This is a genomic window from Nocardia sp. N2S4-5, from assembly GCF_044628355.1.
Classification (GTDB): domain Bacteria; phylum Actinomycetota; class Actinomycetes; order Mycobacteriales; family Mycobacteriaceae; genus Nocardia; species Nocardia wallacei_B.
Genome location: NZ_JBIUPM010000001.1, coordinates 7,853,703 through 7,871,707 on the forward strand (window position 1 = coordinate 7,853,703; position 18,005 = coordinate 7,871,707).

The window sequence follows — 18,005 nt, forward strand, 5'->3', positions numbered from 1 at the left end:
CGGGCTGTTAGCGTCGGTGCCAGGAGGTGGCCATGACCGCAGAGCGGCGGTGCGATGTCGACGTGCTGATCGTCGGTTCCGGATTCGGTGGCAGCGTGACGGCGCTGCGGCTGGTGGAGAAGGGTTACCGGGTCGCGGTGGTCGAGGCCGGCCGCCGGTTCTCCGATGCCGACTTCGCCGCCACGAATTGGGATCTGCGCCGCTATCTGTGGGCGCCGCGGCTGGGTTGCTATGGGATTCAACGCATTCACCGGCTGCGGGACTGTTTCATCCTCGCGGGCGCGGGCGTCGGCGGCGGGTCGCTCAACTACGCCAACACCCTGTACAAGCCGGGCCCGGCCTTCTTCGGCGACCAGCAGTGGGCCGAAATCACCGACTGGGACGCGGAATTGAGCCCGCATTACGACCAGGCCCGGGCGATGCTCGGCGTGGTCCCCAACCCGCACACCACGCCCGCCGACGAGATCATCGAATCGGTGGCGCGCGACATGGGCGTCGGCGACACGTTCGTCCCCACTCCGGTCGGCGTCTACTTCGGCGAGGCCGGAAAGACCGTGCCGGACCCGTATTTCGGCGGCGTCGGCCCCGAGCGCACCGGCTGCGTCGAGTGCGGCGAGTGCATGACCGGCTGCCGGCACGGCGCGAAGAACACCCTCGTGAAGAACTACCTCGGGCTCGCCGAACGCGCCGGCGCCGAGATACACCCGATGACCACCGTGACCGCGCTGCGGCCGCAGCCGGACGGCAGCTGGCGGGTAGACACCCGCCGTACCGGCGCGTGGGTCCGCCGTCGGCCGCGGACGTTCTCGGCCCGCCAGGTGGTGCTCGCGGCGGGCACCTGGGGGACCCAGCAGTTGCTGTTCCGGATGCGCGATTCCGGTGTGCTGCCGCATCTTTCGCCCCGGCTCGGGGTACTCACCCGCACCAATTCGGAGGCCATTCTCGGAGCGGGCCGCACCGAGGTGAATCCGGAGCTGGACCTCACCGCCGGGGTCGCCATCACCTCGTCGTTCCATCCCACCGCCGACACCCACATCGAGCCGGTCCGCTACGGCAAGGGTTCCAACGCGATGGGATTGTTGCAGACCTACCTCGTCGACGGCGGGCGCCGGACACCGCGCTGGGCAAGGGTTTTCGGCACCGCCCTGGCGCATCCGGTGCTGACGGTGCGGTTGCTGCGGACTCGCCGCTGGAGCGAGCGCACCCTGATCCTGCTGGTGATGCAGAGCCTGGACAATTCGATCACCACCTACACCAAGCGCGGGCTGTTCGGTCGCCGTTTCACCAGCAAGCAGGGCTACGGCGAGCCCAATCCGACGTGGATCCCGCCCGGCCACGAGGTGACCCGGCGGGTCTCCGAGAAGCTCGGCGCCACGCCCGGCAGCACCTGGCCGGATGTCTTCGGCGTCCCGATGACGGCGCATTTCATCGGCGGCTGTGTCATCGGCGCCGATGCCGAACACGGCGTCCTCGACCCGTACCACCGGGTCTGGGGTTATCCCACGCTGAGTGTCGTCGACGGCTCGGCGATCTCGGCGAACCTCGGGGTGAACCCCTCGCTGACCATCGCGGCACAGGCCGAACGCGCCGCGTCGCTGTGGCCGAACAACGGTGCGGAGGACACCCGGCCGCCGATGGGCGGGCCCTACCGCCGCATCCCCGCGGTGCTGCCGCGGCAGCCGGTGGTGCCCCCCGGCGCACCCGCGGCCCTGCGCCTGCCGCTGTACGTGGTCCGCGATTCCGCGCCGGACGCGGCCGGACCGCGGGCTACCGGCTGAGTTCGGCGAGCGCGTCGAGGATCAGGCGCCGCGCCTGGCGGCCGTGCACCGCCGAGCGCTTCAGCTCCTCGAACATCCGCGCGTACAGGCCGCATTCGGCGGGCTGGGTGACCTGGATGTTCGCCGTCGGCGTCTCCACCGCGACCAGATCGTCGTCGAAGATCCAGAATCCGGTGGAGGCGACCGCCGCGCGCTCGGTCATGAGCGGGATGATGCCGAGGGAGATGTTGGGCAGGGCCATCAGCTCCAGCAACCGGCCCAGCTGGCCGGCCTGCACCTCCGCGGTGCCGAACCAGGTCCGCAGCGCCTGCTCCTCGAGCAGTACGACGAACCGCTTGCCGCCGCGCTGCAGGATCCGCTGTCGTTGCATCCGGACCGCCACCGCGTCCTCGACGTCGTTCGGGGTGCCGAGGAACCGCACCCAGAACGACAGCATCGCCGCGGAGTACTCGGCCGTCTGGAACAGGCCGGGCACGACGTTGTGCTCGTAGACGCGAAACACCTTGGTGCGCTCGTATCTTTCGAGCGTGTGCGCGCCGAGCACGCGCTTCATGCCCGCGCGGCTCTGCCGCCGGAACTCCACGTACGCCTCGTCGACGGTGCGCAGGGTGGCGACCAGGTCCGGGATCTGCTCCTCGGCGGCGCACGCGCGGCACCACAGCCGGATGTCGCGGTCGGTGGGTGACTGCACGCCGTTCTCGATCTTCGACACCCGCGCGAAATGCCAGTCGTTGGCGGCGCCGAGTTCGCGGACGGTCAGTCCGGCGGCGTGCCGGAGTTCGCGCAGTCGTCTGCCCAGCGCGCGGCGGGCCTCCTGCGCGCCGCTAGCGGGGCCGGTAGTCACGGTGCGGTACAGCCAGCCGCCACACCGTCTCGAAAGCGGTGCGGCACAAGCGGATATCGTCCGGCGCGGTCGAGGTGGTCTTGCCGGCCGCGTGGCCGTCACCGGTGTAGTGCAGGAAGATCACCAAGCGCTCGTCGAGCAGGTAGAAGTCGTTGCCGGGAATCGCGACGGTGGACACCAGCCGACGGGGGACCCAGCGGATGTCCTCGCCCGCGTCCACCATCGGCTGGGCGATGCTGTGGGACCACCGCTGATAGTCGCTGAGCGGTTCGGAGACGATGCGTGCGCGCCGCACCGTCCGCCCGGCGGCCGCGTGGCCGCGGAGCGTGCCGCACCAGTCCGCCAGCCAGCCGAGGTCGTCGGGCTCGCCGTGCGCCCACTTGGCCATGTGTGGCAGTTCCACCGCGGTGCCGTAGGCGTCGCGGGTCTCGAGGTGGGCGGCATCCGACTCGAATTCGGTTAGTAGCCGGTCGAATTCGTCATCGCTGATCGAGGTCACTATCTCCCTGCCCGAAGAACGGAACTAGCCTGTCCGGGATCTCGACGCACGTCTCACCCTCGGGAATGCCCATCCGGGCGAGGGTTTCGGGGTCGGTGACGACCCAGCCCTGCACCACCCAGGACTCGCGGTCGGTGCGGTAGAGCGTCGGCGAGCCCGAAGGGTTCGAGCCCGGATCCTTGGCAACAAACGTCAGACGCATGGCGAGCCCCTACCTACTTGTTGCGAGATGTTGCGAATGTCCACACATCTTCTCGTCCGGGATGAGACCCGTCAACCTGTCCGGCATCCGGGCGCGCGGCACGCCAGTTGTCCTGTCGCGGCTACATTCTCGGGCCTCGACGCCGTGGTTTCGCAAGCCCGCGAGGCATTTGTCGCAACATTTCGCAACAAGCTTCCCTCCGAAGACATGTCACCCATAACGTTGGTGGCAGCCCATCGCCAGGAAGACGCCGCGAACGGCATCGGCCGGCCGATATCGACACCACGACCGATGCCGAATTGCTTCCTGGCGGTGGGCTCTCCGATGGCCGGACCGATCGAGGGTGGACGATGGTGGTGTTCGACTGGTGGCGCGAAGACGCCGAAAAGCAACAGCCGGAAGACGAGCCGGAGCACGCCGACCGCGTGCGGGCCCAGCGGCGACGCGAGCAGATCCTGGCGGAGGACGCCCGGGCGGCCGATGCGGGCCTGTGGCCCAACGGCTGGCCGCACGAGACTCCCGACCACCCGCTGAGTGTGCACGAGGCGCAGAAGATCATGCAGCGGCATCGCGGCTGGCAGCACCGACGAGTGCCGCCGCAAGGCGGCGGCCTGGCAGGCGTTGGTCGAGGCCGGGAAGATCAAACCCGACTCCAGCCGGGTGGTGTAGACGCGCTCCGCGGCGCTCGGCCGAGATCGGTCGGTGTCGGTGCGAGGCGGTATGGCTATTGACAGCCCCCGATGGCGGGATGCTATACCTTAGGGGAGGCTTACCTCTTTAGTTGAGGCTAACCTCGCCGACCCTGCCCCCGCGCTATCGAGGCCCGCCGTGTACGTCTGCATCTGCAACGCCGTCTCCGAGAAAGACGTGCACCGCTGTGTCGCCGCGGGCGCCTGCTCGACGCGGCAGGTGAAGAAGGCGTGTGGCTGGCAGCCAGGCTGCGGTTCGTGCACCGCGCGGCTGGCCGAGGTGATCGGCCGAGCCCGCGTCGAGGCCCCGGTGACCGCGGTGGCGGAGGCGCCGGCCGCCTGACCCGACACTCAGGTCTGCCTAACCGGGTCGCCGATTGTGAGCTGTGACACGATCACACGCTATGGAAGGCGACAAGGAAATCATCGGGCTGCTCAACGAGCAGTTGACGGCCGAACTCACGGCGATCAACCAGTACTTCCTGCACGCCAAGATGCAGGAGAACTGGGGTTTCACCAAACTCGCCAAGCACACCCGCTACGAATCCATCGATGAGATGAAGCACGCGGAGGTGCTGACCGACCGCATCCTCTTCCTGGAGGGGCTGCCGAACTACCAGAAACTCAACCCGCTGCGCATCGGGCAGACCGTCCCCGAACAGCTGCGCGCGGACCTGCAGATCGAAATGGAGGCGGTCGACCGCCTGCGCCGCGGCATCGACCTGATGCGCTCCCGCGGCGACGTCACCTCCGCCCGCGTCTTCGAGGCCATCCTGGAAGACGAGGAGCACCACGTCGACTATCTGGAAACCGAACTCGACCTGCTCGAAAAGCTCGGCGAACAGCTGTACCTGCAGCGCTACACCGACACTCCCGAGGGAGACTGACCGCCGCGGGCGAGGTCCCCGACCTCGCCCACTCGGTCACACGGTCGCGGCGGGTAGCGAGCGGGCGAGCTGGGTGCCTGCGTCCTGGGTGCGTTGGAGGATCTGCTGGGCGCCGCTGGCCGCGCGATCGATCTGGTTCAGGAAATAGGTGTCGCGGTGCACGCCGCCGACCGGGACGTCGGCGCCGCGATTGAGCGTGGCGACCGTATTCGCCAGGGCGGTATGGCCTTCGGCCGAGGACGTGGCGGCGACGCGGACGGCGTCGGCGACTCGGCGATCGTTCGCGGCGGTGGTGGCGACCGAGTCGTCCAGGGACCGGCGGCCCGTGTCGTAGTTGGGAATTCCGCTGCGCTCCTGCGGTGCTCGCAGTGTCGAGGTCGAAGCGACCGGCGCCGCTACGTATTTCGACGCCGGACCGGCCCCGCCGAGCACCGACGACGCGCGGCCGAAGAGGTCCGGCAGCTGGTTGTACAGGTTGTCCACCTGCGGGGCCACCGCACTCGGCTTGCGCAGTGCGGGCAGTTCCTCGGCGTTCGTACGCGACGGTCCGTGGTTCAGGATCGAGCGCGCCCATCCACTGCCGGCGCCGGCCAGCACGGCCTGCGGGATACCGGGCCCCACGGTGTTCTTCAGCTTGGCGAACGTGTTGACCGGTATCCAGCCCGCGCGCGCATCCCGGGCCACCTTCTCCAGCAGCTTCGCGCCCACCTTGCCGCCCAGCCGGCCACCGAGCCCGCCCATCAGGGCGCTGAACGCGGTGCTGGTGAAGGTGTCCTGCGAATTCTCGCCGTGTACCTTCGCGTTCAGATACCCGCCGATCGCACCGCCGACCGCGCCACCGATCATCCCGCCCAGCGGTCCCGGGACCAGGATCGCGCCTGCCACCGGCAGGCCGACGGTCAGGACGACGTCTGCGAAATCCATTGCCGTACCCCACACTCCACAGGCATGCCCCTATTTTCCCTCTTCCCGCAGTTGGGGATGCCGCCGATCAACCGGTGCGACGGCGTGCTTGTCTGATCGTCGTGTGGTCGAAGGCGGTCCGGGTCGGTGTCGAGGTGTGCGCGGGGGTGGCGACGCTGGTCGGTGCGGTGGGGGTGGCGCTGCACTTCAGCCCGTCATGGTCGCGGCTGGTCGTGCTCGCGGCGTCGGGCGCGCCGTATCTGATGTGTGCCGCCCTGGTCGGGGTGGTGGGGTTCGCGGCGGTGCGGAATCGGGTCGGCGCGGCCGTGGCGGTCGTTGTCGTCGTTGCGGCGCTGTGGACGCTCGCTCCGCTGTTCGTCGGGCGCTCGACCGCGGACGACGGTCCGGGTGTCACGGTCATGCAGGCCAATCTGCTGTTCGACGGCGCCGACCCCCGGGCACTGGTCGACGAGGTGCGGTCACGTGACGTCACCGTGCTGACGGTCGAGGAACTCACCCCGGCGGCGGTCGAGGCGCTGGGCGGGGCGGGACTCGACCGGCTGCTGCCGCACCGATTCGTCGCGCCGGGCCGCAACGCGGCCGGTACCGGGATCTGGAGCGCCTACCCGCTGTCGGACACCGTCGAATACGACGGGTTCGTGCTGAATCAGCTCTCGGCGACGGCGACGATCCCGGACGTGGGTCCGGTCACGGTGTACGCGTTTCATCCGGTGCCGCCGGTGTTCGGCACGCAGGTCTGGGGCGACGAATTGGCACGGCTGCGAGCCATTCTCGACCGCGCGCCGGACCGTCCCGCGCTCGTCGGCGCCGACTTCAACGCGACCTACGACCACTCGCAGTTCCGGGCGTTCCTCACCGGCCGCTTCGCCGATGCCGCCGAAGAGGCGGGCGCGGGACTGCTCGTCACCTACCCCACCGACAAGCGCTGGCCGCCGCTGATCGGGATCGACCACATCCTCGTCGCCGGTGGGCGGGCGGTCGCGGCGGAGACGGTGTCGCTGCCCGGCGCGGACCATCGGGCCCTGGTGGCGCGCATCCGATGGTGAGGGCCGTCGCTCACCACCACCGGAGGATGGGCTGCAACTGGCGTTCGAGTTCGGGCGCCAGGGACCGCGAATACGTGGCGGTGAGGTGGTGCTCGTCGTGATAGAGCAGGACGTTGCCGACCACGACCGGGCAGATCTCGGGTTCGCAGACGGCATTGCTGAGGTCGATGGGGAAGACGTTCGGGTACGCGGCGGCCGGGACGGCGGCGGGGTTGACCGGGTCGAGGGCGTCGGTGCGGGGCATCCCACAGCCGATGCGGTCGCCGCCCTGGGCCAGGCAGTCGATGGCGCGGTAGCGAATTCCGTTGCGGCGCAACCACGGTGTGTCGCGTACGGCGACGACGTTGAGGCCGCGCTCCGCGAGCTGGGTCCACACGTCCAGGTAGTCGGCGGGGGTCTCGTCACCGGTGGTGTCGCGGGGCCGGGTGCCGGTGGTGAACACCCAGTCGGGACGTTCGGCGCCGAGCCGGTCGATCACCTCCCGCGACCAGTCCCGGCAGTCCGGGATGCGCTCGCCCTTGTACATGGTGTCCGCGGAAACAGTCAGCGGGCAGCCCATTTTCAGGTACACGACGATGCGGAACGCGTGCTGCTGTCCCAGCTCGTGTAGCGCCGGTATCCAGTGCTCGGCATGCGAGCTACCTACGACGGCCAACGTCCGATGGGCGTCCGGATCACCGTAGGTACAGGTCACGACGTCGCGAGTATCGAAGTCGGCGATGCATCCGTCGCGCGCCGGATAGGCCCGATCCCCGGGCGCCTCGGCGATCGACGGCCGCATCGGGGCGTCGAGGGCCCCGGCGCCGGCGGCCAGCTGTTCGGCGCCGGGATACCGGGCCGGATCGAGCGCCCCGACCGGACGCGGCGGATTGGCGCCGACGACCACGATCCAGACCGTGGCGAGCAGCGCGACCGTCACCCCCGCCGCGGAAACCGCCGCCCCGGCACGGCGGCGATAGATCGCCGGGGTCAGGGGAGCGCCGGCGCGCAGCCGTAGCGGCTGCTCGACGAACCGGAACGTCGCCCACGCCGCCGCCAGCGACAGCGCGATCACTACCAGCCCGTCCCCGATTCCGGCCGTGGGCCGCCCGCGTTCGGCGAGATAGAAGATGAGAATCGGCCAGTGCCACAGGTACAGCGCGTACGCGATGTCGCCGAGCCGGATCATGGGCTGCCAGGTCAGGACCCGGTTGGGCAGGGGGCGGTCCGCCGGTTCCGCGGTGTTTCCGGCGACGATCAGCGCCGCGGCGGCACTCACGGGCAGCAGCGCGGCCGGTCCCGGGAACAGGCCCGCGCCGTCGAGCAACCAGCCGCAGGCGACGACCGCGCCGATGCCGAACACCGCGAGTACGGTCCGGGCCCAGCGCGGCGGGGCCAACCTCGGCGCGACGACGGCGAGCGCGGCCCCGGCGAGCAGTTCCCATGCCCGCGCGACACTGTCGTAATAGCTCCAGCCCTGGTGCGCGCCGGTGCCGTGGGCGGCATACGCGAACGACAGCGCTGCCATTACGGTGACGGCCGTGACCGTGACCCGCGGCAGCGTGCCCGGTTTCGCGACCTTCGCCGCCACGGCGACCAGCACGATCGCGGCCAGATAGAACTGGCCCTGTACCGACATCGACCACAGATGCTGTAGCGGGCTGACCGACGGATCGGCGGCCGCGTAGTTCGACCACGACAGCGCGAGCTGCCAGTTCTGGTAGTAGAACAGCGAGGCCAGCGTCTGACTCGCCAGCTCGTTCCACTGCGTGTAGGGCCGCAGGAGCAGTGTCGTGGCGACCACCGCCGCCAGCACCGTCACCAAGGCGGGCAGCAGCCGCCGCGCGGTGCGGCGCAGGGTCGCGGCGACGCCCACCGATCCGGCCGCCGCGCGGCGCAGCAACAGTCCGGTGAAGAAGTATCCCGACAGCACCAGGAAGACATCGACGCCACCGGACACCCGGCCGAACCAGATGTGAAATATGACCACCAGTGCGATGGCGACACCACGGAGCCCGTCCAGGTCGTGCCGGTACGCCGCGACTCCCGAGCGTCCCGCCGCCCGGGTTTGCTGGCCGCGTGCGCCGATCGCCATCCGGTCCGGCCGCGCCGTCACCGCAGACGCCGCGCGCCGGGGGCCGGGCGTGTGTCGCTCAGCGTGTCACGGCGGCCCGGTGCGGGATGAACAGCGATCGGAAGGGGCACGACATTTCTCTTACCACGGTGCTCGAACAAGGGTCCAATCCGGCACGGACCGTAGCTGTGAGTTCGCCGACGTTCCGCGCTCGGGTATGGACGGAGTGCTGCACTCCCGCAACAGGGTAACTGCTCATTCGCTACAAACGTGTTACGACCCTGCGTCCCACCACCGCTCACCGCCCGGCAGCGAGGATGGCCCCGCCCTTCGTTCCCGCATACCGCCCGGCCGTCCGAAAGAAGGCCCGCTGGCGCGATCGGGTGGTCGGGTGCTTCGATCGGGGCATGACCGACAGCACCGTGGAAGCACGCATCGTGTCCGCCGATCGCGAGATCGCCGCCCCCGCCGACCGGATCTTCGAACTCATCGCCGATCCGGCCCGGCAGCCGAGCTGGGACGGCAACGACAATCTGTCGGAAGCCGCTGCGGGACAACGCCCGCACGCCGTCGGCGACGTCTTCGTGACGGCGCTGACCAAGCCGGGCGTGGTCCGGGAGAACCACGTGGTCGAATTCGAGGAGGGCCGCCGGATCGCCTGGCGGCCCGCGGAACCCGGTCAGCAGCCGCCCGGGCACCTGTGGCGCTGGGAGGTCGAGCCCCTCGACGCGGCGCGCACCCGCGTCACCCACACCTACGACTGGACGCGGCTGGCCGACGAGAAGCGTCTCGTCCGCGCCCGCGCCACCACGGCCGACCGTCTGCGCGCGTCCCTGGACAGGCTCGCGGAACTCGCCGAGAACGGCTGACCGCTACTCGGCGGCGCGGTACGTGCGCGCCACGAGAGCCGAGCGCAGATACCACAGCCCGGCCGGCTGGGTGGGATCGAATCCGGTCAGCTGGGCGACTCGCTTCAGCCGGTAGTCGACCGTGTTGGTGTGCACGTGCAGCGCCCGCGCGGTCTGCTGCCGGTTCAAATTGGTGCCGATGTGCTTGCGCAGGGTGCCGAGCAGTTCGGGGTGGTCGTCCAGCACGTCCAGTAGCGCGCCGAGGTATTCGCGCCCCGGCCCGGGCCGGGTGAGCTGATACTCCAGCGCGAGGTTGTCGAAGCGGTAGAGCGCCGGCTGGCAGTGCAGGCGCTGCACCATGTCGAGCAGTTCGTGGGCGCGCCGGGCGGCCGCGGGGATGTCGGCCGCGCTCGCGTCGATCACCGCGGCGGTCACGGGAACCTGCGCGTTGCGCGAGAGCACCGCCACGAACTCGTCGAGATCCCCGTCGGCGATGGTGGTCGACGGGATCAGCACCGTGCCGCCGTCGACGCTCAGCAGCGACAGCGCGGTGTCGCCGCAGCGGTCGGCCAGCGCCGCCTGCACCCGCCGCAGCTTGCGCCGCGCCACCACCTGACCGTTGAGCGCGGGATTGCGTTCGTCCGGGTGCGCCGGAACCGCCAGCGCGACAACGTGATAGGCTGCGGCGATCTCGATGCCGGATTCCCGCGCCATCACCGAGGTCGGGTGCCCGGCGAGCAGCGCCGAGGTGAGCGTGTGCACCGCGGTGTGGTGTTCGCCGACCACGCCGCGCAATTCCTTGACATAGGCGCGGGACACGGTGGCGTTGATGGTGTCGAGGACGTCCAGCAGGCGTCGCGACGCGCCCTTGAGGCTGTCGAAGTCGTCGGGTGTGGCGCGGTCCAGGATGAGGTCGAAGCCGAGCCGGAAGCCCTCGTGCAGCGCGTGCTGGATGGTGTCGATCGGGATGCCCTCGCGGGCCCAGTTGGCGGCGGCCTGTTCGAGCCGGACCGTCTTGTCGGGGATGTCGGTGCCGTCGAGCATGCTGATCGCCAGCTCCAGGCAGGCGCGGGTGACGGCGGTGATATCGCCGCGCAGCGCGTCGCCGGGCAGCGTCCCGCACGGCGCGACATTGTCCACGAAGTGGCCTACCATCTTCCGAGCCAGCGCCCGCACATCCTTGAGTGGCGAGGTGACCGGTTGCCCCGAGACGGTCAGGTCGTGGTGCTCGGTGCCGGTAGCCGTCATCGTGGATCCCTTCCGTCGCCGCGCGTCTCGCGTAGCACCTCACGGTAACGCTCCGGTCACAACGGAAAACCCAACTGGCCCAGGTTCTGTGAACGCGCGGGGAGCCGTGCGCCGGAGACTGTGAACGGTCACAAGGCCGCGTGTCCGGCGACGGGTGACGATCCCGGCGATTCCGCGTTCGCGGGCGGTCGCGCGCGTACGGTGTCGTACCGTCGAAGGCAAGGTGTCGCCGGGGAGGAAGGAGTGGTATGAGCGCGGAGCCACACGATGCGGGTCGGTACGGCAGACCCCGTCCCGGTGTGCGCCGGGCCGCCGATGCCGCCCACGATGCCACGGTGCGTGCGGGTTTCGAGTCGGCGCTGTCGGTCGTGCGGGCGGCGGAGGCCGCGGGCGTGACGACGCTGGACTGGTTCGAGTACGCGGCGGTGCACTGCCGCCACAGCGGGGTCGCACTCGATGCCGTGCACCGCGCGGTCGCGGGCGGTATCGCGGACGGCTTGGACGACAACGATGTGCTCGGCGGCGGGCCGGAGCGGGCCGACGCCTCGCTCGCCACGCTGCAGGAACTGCTGACCACCACGGTCGACCGGATCTACCGGGGCTGAGCGGCGGTCGTCGCCGGGCGCGGCGCGAGGTGTTTTGATCGCGGTGCGCGCAACCCGTGAGCGCACCGGGGGTGGTGGGCGAGGGTGAAGCATGACTTCCACCGCTGTGCCTTCCGTGACCGACGCCGAGCTGGACGCGGTCTTCACACCGATCTACGAGCGGATCGCCGTCGGCGCCGTCGATCGCGAGGTCGACCGGCAACTGCCCTACGACGAGGTGGCCCAGTTGCGCGCCGCGCGGTTCGGCGCACTGCGCGTGCCCGCCGAGTTCGGCGGCTACGGCGCGAGCGTGCGGCAGCTGTTCCGACAGCTGATCGAGCTGGCGGCCGCCGAATCCAATATCCCGCAGGCGTTGCGGGTGCACTTCTCGTTCGTGGAGGATCAACTGCTGGCCGGGCCGGGCCCGGTGCGCGAACGGTGGCTGCGCGCCACCGGGGAGGGAGTGCTCGTCGGCAACGCCATCACCGAACCCGGCGTCGGGGCCGTCGACCGCTACCAGACCCGGCTCACGCGCGACGGAGATCGGCTGCTGCTCAACGGCATCAAGTACTACAGCACCGGATCGCTGTACGCCGATCACATCCTCACCGCGGCCGACCGCGACGGCGAGCGGGTCGGCGTGCTGGTCGGCGCGAAGGCCGACGGGGTGCGCCAGCACGACGACTGGGACGGCTTCGGCCAGCGGCTGACCGCTAGCGGCACAACGGAATTCACCGACGTCGTGGTGTCGGAGGAGGATGTGCTCGGGCCCGGATACGGCGTCGCGGGGCCCACCTACGCGACGGCGTATCTCCAGCTGGTGCAGCTGGCGGTGCTCGCGGGCATCGCCCAGCGCGCCGAACGCGATGCCCGCGAATGGGTCTCGCAGCGCACCCGCACCTACACCCACGCGTCGGCCGACCTGCCCCGGCACGATCCGCTGGTGCAGCAGGTGATCGGCCGCCTGTCTGCGGCCGCGTTCGCCGCCCGCGCGAGCGTGCTGGCGGTCGCCGACGTGCTCGACGAGGTGCTGGCCGGTGGCGCGGGCGACGAAAAGGGTTTGGTGGCAGCGGAACTGGCCGCCGCACAGGCGCAGCTGACGGTCATCGACACGGTCCTGGCGGCGACCAGCCAGCTGTTCGAGGTGGGCGGGGCGTCGGTGACCTCCGAGCGGCTGCGGCTGGATCGGCACTGGCGCAATGCCCGTACCATCTCCGTGCACAACCCGGCCATCTTCAAGGCGCGTGCCATCGGCGACCATCTGCTCAACGGTGCGGACCTGCCGTTCGCGTGGAGTGCCGGTGAGCGCAAGACCGAGGGCGGTGCGCGATGACGCGGCGCATCCGGTTCAACGCGTTCGACATGAACTGCGTGGCCCACCAGTCGCCGGGACTGTGGCGCCACCCCGAGGACCAGTCGCACCGGTACAAGGAACTGAGCTACTGGACCGACCTCGCGGTCCTGCTGGAACAGGGCCGCTTCGACGGCATCTTCATCGCCGATGTGCTCGGCACCTACGACGTGTACGGCGGCAACGACATCGCGGCGCTGCGGCAGGGCGCGCAGATCCCGGTGGCCGATCCGCTGCTACTGGTCTCGGCGATGGCGGCGGCGACGAAACATCTCGGCTTCGGCATCACCACGGGAACCGGGTTCGAGCATCCGTATCCGTTCGCCCGCAGGCTGTCCACGCTCGATCATCTCACCGGCGGCCGCATCGGCTGGAACGTCGTGACCGGCTATCTGCCTTCGGCCGCACGCAATTTCGGCGCCGCCGACCAACTCGACCACGACGAGCGCTACAACCAGGCCGACGAATACCTGGAGGTGCTGTACAAGCTGTGGGAAGGCTCGTGGGAGGACGACGCGGTGGTCCGCGACGCCGCCCAGGGGATCTATGTCGACCCGGCGAAGGTGCACCACATCGGGCACCGCGGCCGCCACTACACGGTGCCGGGCATCCATCTGTCCGAGCCGTCGCCGCAGCGCACGCCGGTGATCTACCAGGCGGGCGCGTCGCCGCGCGGGGTGCGGTTCGCGGCCGAGAACGCGGAGGCGATCTTCGTCGCCGCGCCGTCGAAACGCGTGCTCACGCAGACGGTTTCGACCATCCGCGACGCGCTGGAGGCGGCGGGCCGGGACCGGTACGCCGCACGCGTCTACGCCCTGTCCACCATCATCACGGGGCCGACCGACGACGAGGCGCGGCGCAAGCACGAGGAGTACCTGTCCTACGCCAGCATCGAGGGCGGGCTGGTGTTCATGTCGGGCTGGATGGGAATCGACCTGTCCCGCTACGACCTCGACGATCCGATCGGCCAGGTGGAGAGCAATGCCATCCGGTCGGCGGTCGCGGCCTTCCAGGAGTTCGACGACGACGGCCGGGAGTGGACCGTGCGCGACATCGGCCGGTGGGCCGGGATCGGCGGGATCGGGCCGGTCTTCGTCGGTTCCGGCGAGACGGTCGCCGACCGGCTGCAGGAATGGGTGGCCGATACCGATGTCGACGGGTTCAACCTCGCCTACGCCGTGACGCCGGCCTCGTTCGAAGACGTTGTGCGGCACGTGGTCCCGGTCCTGACCGAACGAGGCGCGTATCCGCGGGAGTATGTGCCGGGGACGCTGCGCAACGCGCTGTTCGGCGCCGGTGACCGGCTGCCCCCGGAACATCGCGGCGCGCGATACCGACTCGGCGGGCCAGGGTCTACAGCATTGCCCGACACCGAGTCCCGTCCGGGCGCCGCGCTCGCGGCGGAGTAGGCGGGCCCAGCTTCAATTGCCGCTCGTCCCAAACAAGTTCGTCGTGACCCGAGGCGAACCGATCTATTCCCGCTGATCGCAATACTCCACTGTGCACGCCCCGAACCGGAGGATTTCGCTATGACGACACAACCCCGCTCCGAATCCACCCGCTCGGCCGCGATCATCGGCGCCGGGCAGACCGGTGTCACCGCGGCGCTCGGCCTGCTCGACGCCGGCTTCGATGTCACCGTGTACAGCGACCGCGACCAGCGGTCGCTGCGTGACGACGTGCCCGCCACCGGGACCGCGCTGATCTTCGGTGAGGCGCAGGCCGCCGAGGCCGCGCTGGGCCTCACCAGCTACGCCGACCGCGCGCCGCTGCACACCGGCCTCACCGTCCGCATCGCGGCGCCGGATGCCGAACTCATCGAATTCGACGGCGCCTTCGACGATTACACCGGTCTCGCCGTCGACACCCGGCTCAAGGCCGACGACCGCCTGACCGCCTTCCAGGAGCGCGGCGGCCAGTTCGTGGTCGAGGCGGTGACGCCGGAGAAGCTCGACGGCATCGCCGCTGCGCATGACCTGACGCTGGTCGCCACGGGCCGCGGCGGGCTGTCGGAGCTGTTCCCGATCGACTCGGCGCGCACTGTCTACGACGCCCCGCAGCGCACCCTGCTGACGGTCACGGTGACCGGGCTCGGCTTCGACGAGAACGTCTTCGCCCACCGCAGCCCCGCCGGCGGCGCGCGCAGCGGCTTCTCCATCCGCGCCGACCAGGGCGAGGGCTGGTGGGGACCGTACCTGCACAAGGACGTCGGCCCCAGCTGGGCGTTCCTGGGCTGGGCGCGGCCGGGTAGCGACTGGGAGAAGCGTTTCAGCGCAGCGGATTCCGCCGAGTCGGCGCATCGCATCGTGCAGGACCTCTACCGCGACTACCTCGACTGGGACCTGCCCGAGGTGCAGGCCACCCAGGTGATCGCGGAGGACCGGCACTCCTGGTTGAAGGGCGCGGTGCGGCCGGTGTTCCGGGCCGGCCTGGGGCACACCGCCGGTGGCCATCCCGTCGCCGCGCTCGGTGACACCGCCGTCGCCTACGACCCGATCGCCGGGCAGGGCGCGCAAAGCGGGCTCGTGCAGGCGCAGCGCCTGGTCGCGGCCGCCGCGACGCACAGCGGTCCGTTCGACGACGCGTGGATCACCGAGCAGCACAACGCTTTCCTGGCCGCGCGGGCCGAGGCCGCCGCCCACGTCACCCGCCTGTTCCTCAGCGACCCGGAACTGGCCGACATCGGCAACCTGTTCTTCGCCGCGGCGGCCGTCGATGCCCGGTTCGCCTCCGCCCTGGTCGGGCTGCTGCACCGGCCGCAGCCGTTCCGGGGCATCGAGACCGTGTCCGCCGCCGAGGAATACGTCGCCTCGGTCACGGGTGTGCCCGCGTCGGAACTGCTGGCGCGCTTCGAGCCCGCGGGCCGGTTCTCGCGGTCGGAGTTCGCCGCGCTCACGGCCTCCAGGTAGTCCTCTCGCCGGAGTACCCGGGGGTGTGCCGGAGTTTCGTGCGGCACATCTCCGGGACCTGCGGCTGTTTCCGCCCGCGCTGAGGTGCCCAGCCCGTTCATGCGTTTGTTCGCCGGGAGTGACATCCACCACTGAATCGGACACGCCGACCGGTTCTGCGGTGCGCGCCGAGCGGCCGTGTCCGGGCGTGGACCGACTCCCGAACTGCGGCTTCGTAACGCGCCGACCTGGCGAGAGACGGGCCGGGCGGTGCGGTAACCACGCGATCGCCACCGAGCGGCGCACGGCGCGGGGCGGTAGTTTCGGAGTCGAGCCGCAGCGCCGGCGAACATTCGGCGACGCCGCCGGGACCACCGTCCGGCCAGCGCGATGGCGAGAATGCCTTTATGCTCGGTCGGGTGATCGAGATGTCTACGGACACAAGCAGATTCGCTGTTCCGTCGGTTACCCGTATGTTGCTGTGCGCCGACGGGTCCACCACTCTGCTGCTGGAGGCCCTGGTCGGGCGGCGGCTGTCGGTCGAGGTGCTCGACCAGCACGAGGTGGCCGCCGGTGAGCTGTCCGAGGCGGTGCGCGCGGCGCTGAGCTGCGCCGAGACGGATCAGGTGATCGTGCGGCGGTCGGCGCTGTACGCCGATACCGTTGCCGTGTCCGCGAACTCCGTCGTCATCGCCGGATCCGACCGAGGACTCGTCGGGCTGCTCGCTCAGCAGCAGATGCCCATCGGTCACAGCCTGGCGGCGGCCAATCGGCATCTCGGGCGCACGGTGCTGGCGGCCGGGCGGACCATCTGGCCGGCGGATGACGACGCGTGCGGAGTCCCCTGCGCCTGTAAGGAAAGCGTGCTGCTGGACCACACCGCCACGGCGGTCGCGTACCTGCACGAGCGGTTCAATCCGGCGTATGTACCGGTCGGGGTGGGCTGATGCGAGTCCTGGTCGTCGGCGCCGGAATCGCCGGTCTCACAACGGCATTGAGCCTGCACGAGCAGGGGATCCGGGCGACGGTCGTGGACAGCGTCCGCACCCTGCGGCCGCTCGGCGTCGGCATCAATCTGCTGCCGCACGCCACCGGGGAACTCGCCGCGCTCGGGCTGGCCGACCGCCTGGGCGAACTGGCCATTCCGACCGCGGAGGTGCTGCACTTCGACCGCTTCGGCAATGAGATCTGGCGCGAGCCGCGCGGTGTCGCCGCGGGGCATCGCTGGCCGCAGTACTCCGTGCACCGGGGCGAACTGCAAGACCTGCTGCTGGCCGCGGTGCACGACCGGCTCGGTCCGGACGCGGTGAAAACGGGCCTCCGCTTCGTCGCCGCCGTCGAGACGGACGAGGGTGTGCGCAGCCGACTGCGCGATCGTGACAGTGACGCGGCGGTCGAGTTGGAGACGGATCTGCTGGTCGGCGCGGACGGCCTGCACTCGGCCGTGCGCGCGCAACTGCACCCCGGGGAAGGGCCGCCGCGCGGGAACGGCATCCGGATGTGGCGGGGCGTGACCATGACCCGGCCGTTCCTGTCCGGGGCGTCGATGGCGTTCGCGGGCAGCAATCACGCGGCGAAGTTCGTCGCCTATCCGATTTCGGCGGCTGCCCGGCGCGCGGGGCGGGCGCTGGTGAACTGGGTGGCCGAGGTGCGATTACCGGAGGCGGGCGCCGAGGTGGCGGACTGGAATCGCACCGGCCGGGCGGCGGATGTGCTGCCGTTCTACCGGGGCTGGCATTTCGACACCGTGGACATCGAGGAACTCATCGGCGCGACCGAGCACATCCTCGAGTATCCGATGGTGGATCGGGAACCGTTGCCGCACTGGACTTCCGGGCGCATCACTCTGGTCGGGGACGCCGCGCATCCGATGTACCCGATCGGCTCCAACGGCGGTTCCCAGGCCATCCTCGACGCCCGGACGCTCGCCGCCGAACTCGCCCGCACCGGCGATCCGGAGCGGGGTGCGCTCGCCTACGAGTCCGCGCGCCTGGCCACGGTCAACGAGATCGTTCTCGCCAACCGCGACATGCCGATGGACCGCATCCTCCGCACCGTCGCGGAACGGGCCCCGAGCGGCTTCGACCGGATCGAGGACGTCCTCACTCCGGCGGAGCTGGCCGAGATCACGCAAGGCTACGGCCGCACCAGCACCATCCGCTGA

General features: G+C 70.3%; 18 protein-coding genes. 12 read left to right on the forward strand and 6 right to left on the reverse strand.

All coding sequences use genetic code 11. From position 1 onward, the window contains the following. The first annotated feature begins 32 nt into the window (after window positions 1–32). The gene (locus ACFMRZ_RS36215; protein WP_400182646.1) at window positions 33–1,778 is read left to right on the forward strand and encodes an FAD-dependent oxidoreductase; all 1,746 of its coding nucleotides are present in this window, start codon (window positions 33–35) and stop codon (window positions 1,776–1,778) included. Here the strand turns inward: ACFMRZ_RS36215 and ACFMRZ_RS36220 are convergent. The 3 genes from ACFMRZ_RS36220 to ACFMRZ_RS36230 are packed head-to-tail and all read right to left on the reverse strand — an operon-like array spanning window position 1,768 to window position 3,323. Beyond that, the gene (locus ACFMRZ_RS36220; protein ID WP_280273609.1) at window positions 1,768–2,622 is read right to left on the reverse strand and encodes a DUF5753 domain-containing protein; all 855 of its coding nucleotides are present in this window, start codon (window positions 2,620–2,622) and stop codon (window positions 1,768–1,770) included. The two genes, ACFMRZ_RS36215 and ACFMRZ_RS36220, sit on opposite strands and share 11 nt — an antisense overlap. Continuing rightward, a complete protein-coding gene (locus ACFMRZ_RS36225; protein WP_400182647.1) occupies window positions 2,603–3,121 on the reverse strand; it encodes a DUF6879 family protein in 519 nt (172 codons plus the stop codon). Before ACFMRZ_RS36225 ends, ACFMRZ_RS36220 begins: the two co-directional genes overlap by 20 nt. Next, window positions 3,102–3,323: a hypothetical protein gene (locus tag ACFMRZ_RS36230; protein WP_280273607.1), complete on the reverse strand. Its 222-nt coding sequence runs from the start codon at window positions 3,321–3,323 to the stop codon at window positions 3,102–3,104. The genes ACFMRZ_RS36225 and ACFMRZ_RS36230 overlap by 20 nt, the downstream gene beginning before the upstream one ends. Before the next feature lie 350 nt (window positions 3,324–3,673). Here ACFMRZ_RS36230 and ACFMRZ_RS36235 point away from each other — a divergent pair, with 350 nt between their 5' ends. The 3 genes from ACFMRZ_RS36235 (at window position 3,674) to bfr (ending at window position 4,899) form a co-directional block, all read left to right on the forward strand. After that, complete coding sequence (locus ACFMRZ_RS36235; RefSeq protein WP_400182648.1) at window positions 3,674–4,054, forward strand: hypothetical protein; 381 nt, start codon at window positions 3,674–3,676, stop codon at window positions 4,052–4,054. Window positions 4,055–4,151: 97 nt separating this feature from the next. After that, window positions 4,152–4,355: a bacterioferritin-associated ferredoxin gene (locus tag ACFMRZ_RS36240; RefSeq protein WP_400182649.1), complete on the forward strand. Its 204-nt coding sequence runs from the start codon at window positions 4,152–4,154 to the stop codon at window positions 4,353–4,355. A gap of 61 nt (window positions 4,356–4,416) precedes the next feature. After that, window positions 4,417–4,899 (forward strand): bacterioferritin, encoded by a 483-nt coding sequence (gene bfr, locus ACFMRZ_RS36245; protein ID WP_187683765.1) that lies wholly within the window; start codon window positions 4,417–4,419, stop codon window positions 4,897–4,899. A gap of 36 nt (window positions 4,900–4,935) precedes the next feature. On the opposite strand, the gene ACFMRZ_RS36250 is transcribed toward bfr, so the two are convergent. After that, the gene (locus ACFMRZ_RS36250; protein WP_400182650.1) at window positions 4,936–5,823 is read right to left on the reverse strand and encodes a hypothetical protein; all 888 of its coding nucleotides are present in this window, start codon (window positions 5,821–5,823) and stop codon (window positions 4,936–4,938) included. A 101-nt stretch (window positions 5,824–5,924) separates the two neighbouring features. Here ACFMRZ_RS36250 and ACFMRZ_RS36255 point away from each other — a divergent pair, with 101 nt between their 5' ends. Continuing rightward, window positions 5,925–6,869 carry an endonuclease/exonuclease/phosphatase family protein gene (locus ACFMRZ_RS36255; RefSeq protein WP_400182651.1) on the forward strand — a complete coding sequence of 315 codons (945 nt, stop codon included), beginning with the start codon at window positions 5,925–5,927 and terminating at the stop codon, window positions 6,867–6,869. Window positions 6,870–6,879: 10 nt separating this feature from the next. Here the strand turns inward: ACFMRZ_RS36255 and ACFMRZ_RS36260 are convergent, their stop codons facing one another. Further along, entirely contained in the window at window positions 6,880–8,943 is a 2,064-nt protein-coding gene (locus tag ACFMRZ_RS36260; RefSeq protein ID WP_400183059.1) for an acyltransferase family protein, read from the reverse strand. 386 nt (window positions 8,944–9,329) lie between these two features. Here ACFMRZ_RS36260 and ACFMRZ_RS36265 point away from each other — a divergent pair, with 386 nt between their 5' ends. Next, a complete protein-coding gene (locus ACFMRZ_RS36265; RefSeq protein ID WP_400182652.1) occupies window positions 9,330–9,791 on the forward strand; it encodes an SRPBCC family protein in 462 nt (153 codons plus the stop codon). A 3-nt stretch (window positions 9,792–9,794) separates the two neighbouring features. Here ACFMRZ_RS36265 and ACFMRZ_RS36270 read toward each other — a convergent pair whose 3' ends face one another. Next, window positions 9,795–11,018: a helix-turn-helix domain-containing protein gene (locus ACFMRZ_RS36270; RefSeq protein WP_280273600.1), complete on the reverse strand. Its 1,224-nt coding sequence runs from the start codon at window positions 11,016–11,018 to the stop codon at window positions 9,795–9,797. A 248-nt stretch (window positions 11,019–11,266) separates the two neighbouring features. On the opposite strand from ACFMRZ_RS36270, the gene ACFMRZ_RS36275 reads away from it, so the two are divergent. The 6 genes from ACFMRZ_RS36275 to ACFMRZ_RS36300 all read left to right on the forward strand — a co-directional run bounded on the left by ACFMRZ_RS36275 (window position 11,267) and on the right by ACFMRZ_RS36300 (window position 18,005). Then, window positions 11,267–11,623 (forward strand): hypothetical protein, encoded by a 357-nt coding sequence (locus tag ACFMRZ_RS36275; RefSeq protein ID WP_280273599.1) that lies wholly within the window; start codon window positions 11,267–11,269, stop codon window positions 11,621–11,623. 91 nt (window positions 11,624–11,714) lie between these two features. Then, on the forward strand, window positions 11,715–12,935 hold the full coding sequence (locus ACFMRZ_RS36280) for an acyl-CoA dehydrogenase family protein (RefSeq protein WP_400182653.1): 1,221 nt from the start codon (window positions 11,715–11,717) through the stop codon (window positions 12,933–12,935). Then, on the forward strand, window positions 12,932–14,362 hold the full coding sequence (locus ACFMRZ_RS36285; protein WP_400182654.1) for an LLM class flavin-dependent oxidoreductase: 1,431 nt from the start codon (window positions 12,932–12,934) through the stop codon (window positions 14,360–14,362). The genes ACFMRZ_RS36280 and ACFMRZ_RS36285 overlap by 4 nt, the downstream gene beginning before the upstream one ends. A 120-nt stretch (window positions 14,363–14,482) precedes the next feature. Then, the gene (locus ACFMRZ_RS36290; protein WP_400182655.1) at window positions 14,483–15,862 is read left to right on the forward strand and encodes a styrene monooxygenase/indole monooxygenase family protein; all 1,380 of its coding nucleotides are present in this window, start codon (window positions 14,483–14,485) and stop codon (window positions 15,860–15,862) included. A 407-nt stretch (window positions 15,863–16,269) separates the two neighbouring features. Next, entirely contained in the window at window positions 16,270–16,788 is a 519-nt protein-coding gene (locus ACFMRZ_RS36295; RefSeq protein ID WP_400182656.1) for a chorismate--pyruvate lyase family protein, read from the forward strand. Continuing rightward, window positions 16,788–18,005 (forward strand): flavin-dependent oxidoreductase, encoded by a 1,218-nt coding sequence (locus ACFMRZ_RS36300; protein WP_400182657.1) that lies wholly within the window; start codon window positions 16,788–16,790, stop codon window positions 18,003–18,005. Before ACFMRZ_RS36295 ends, ACFMRZ_RS36300 begins: the two co-directional genes overlap by 1 nt.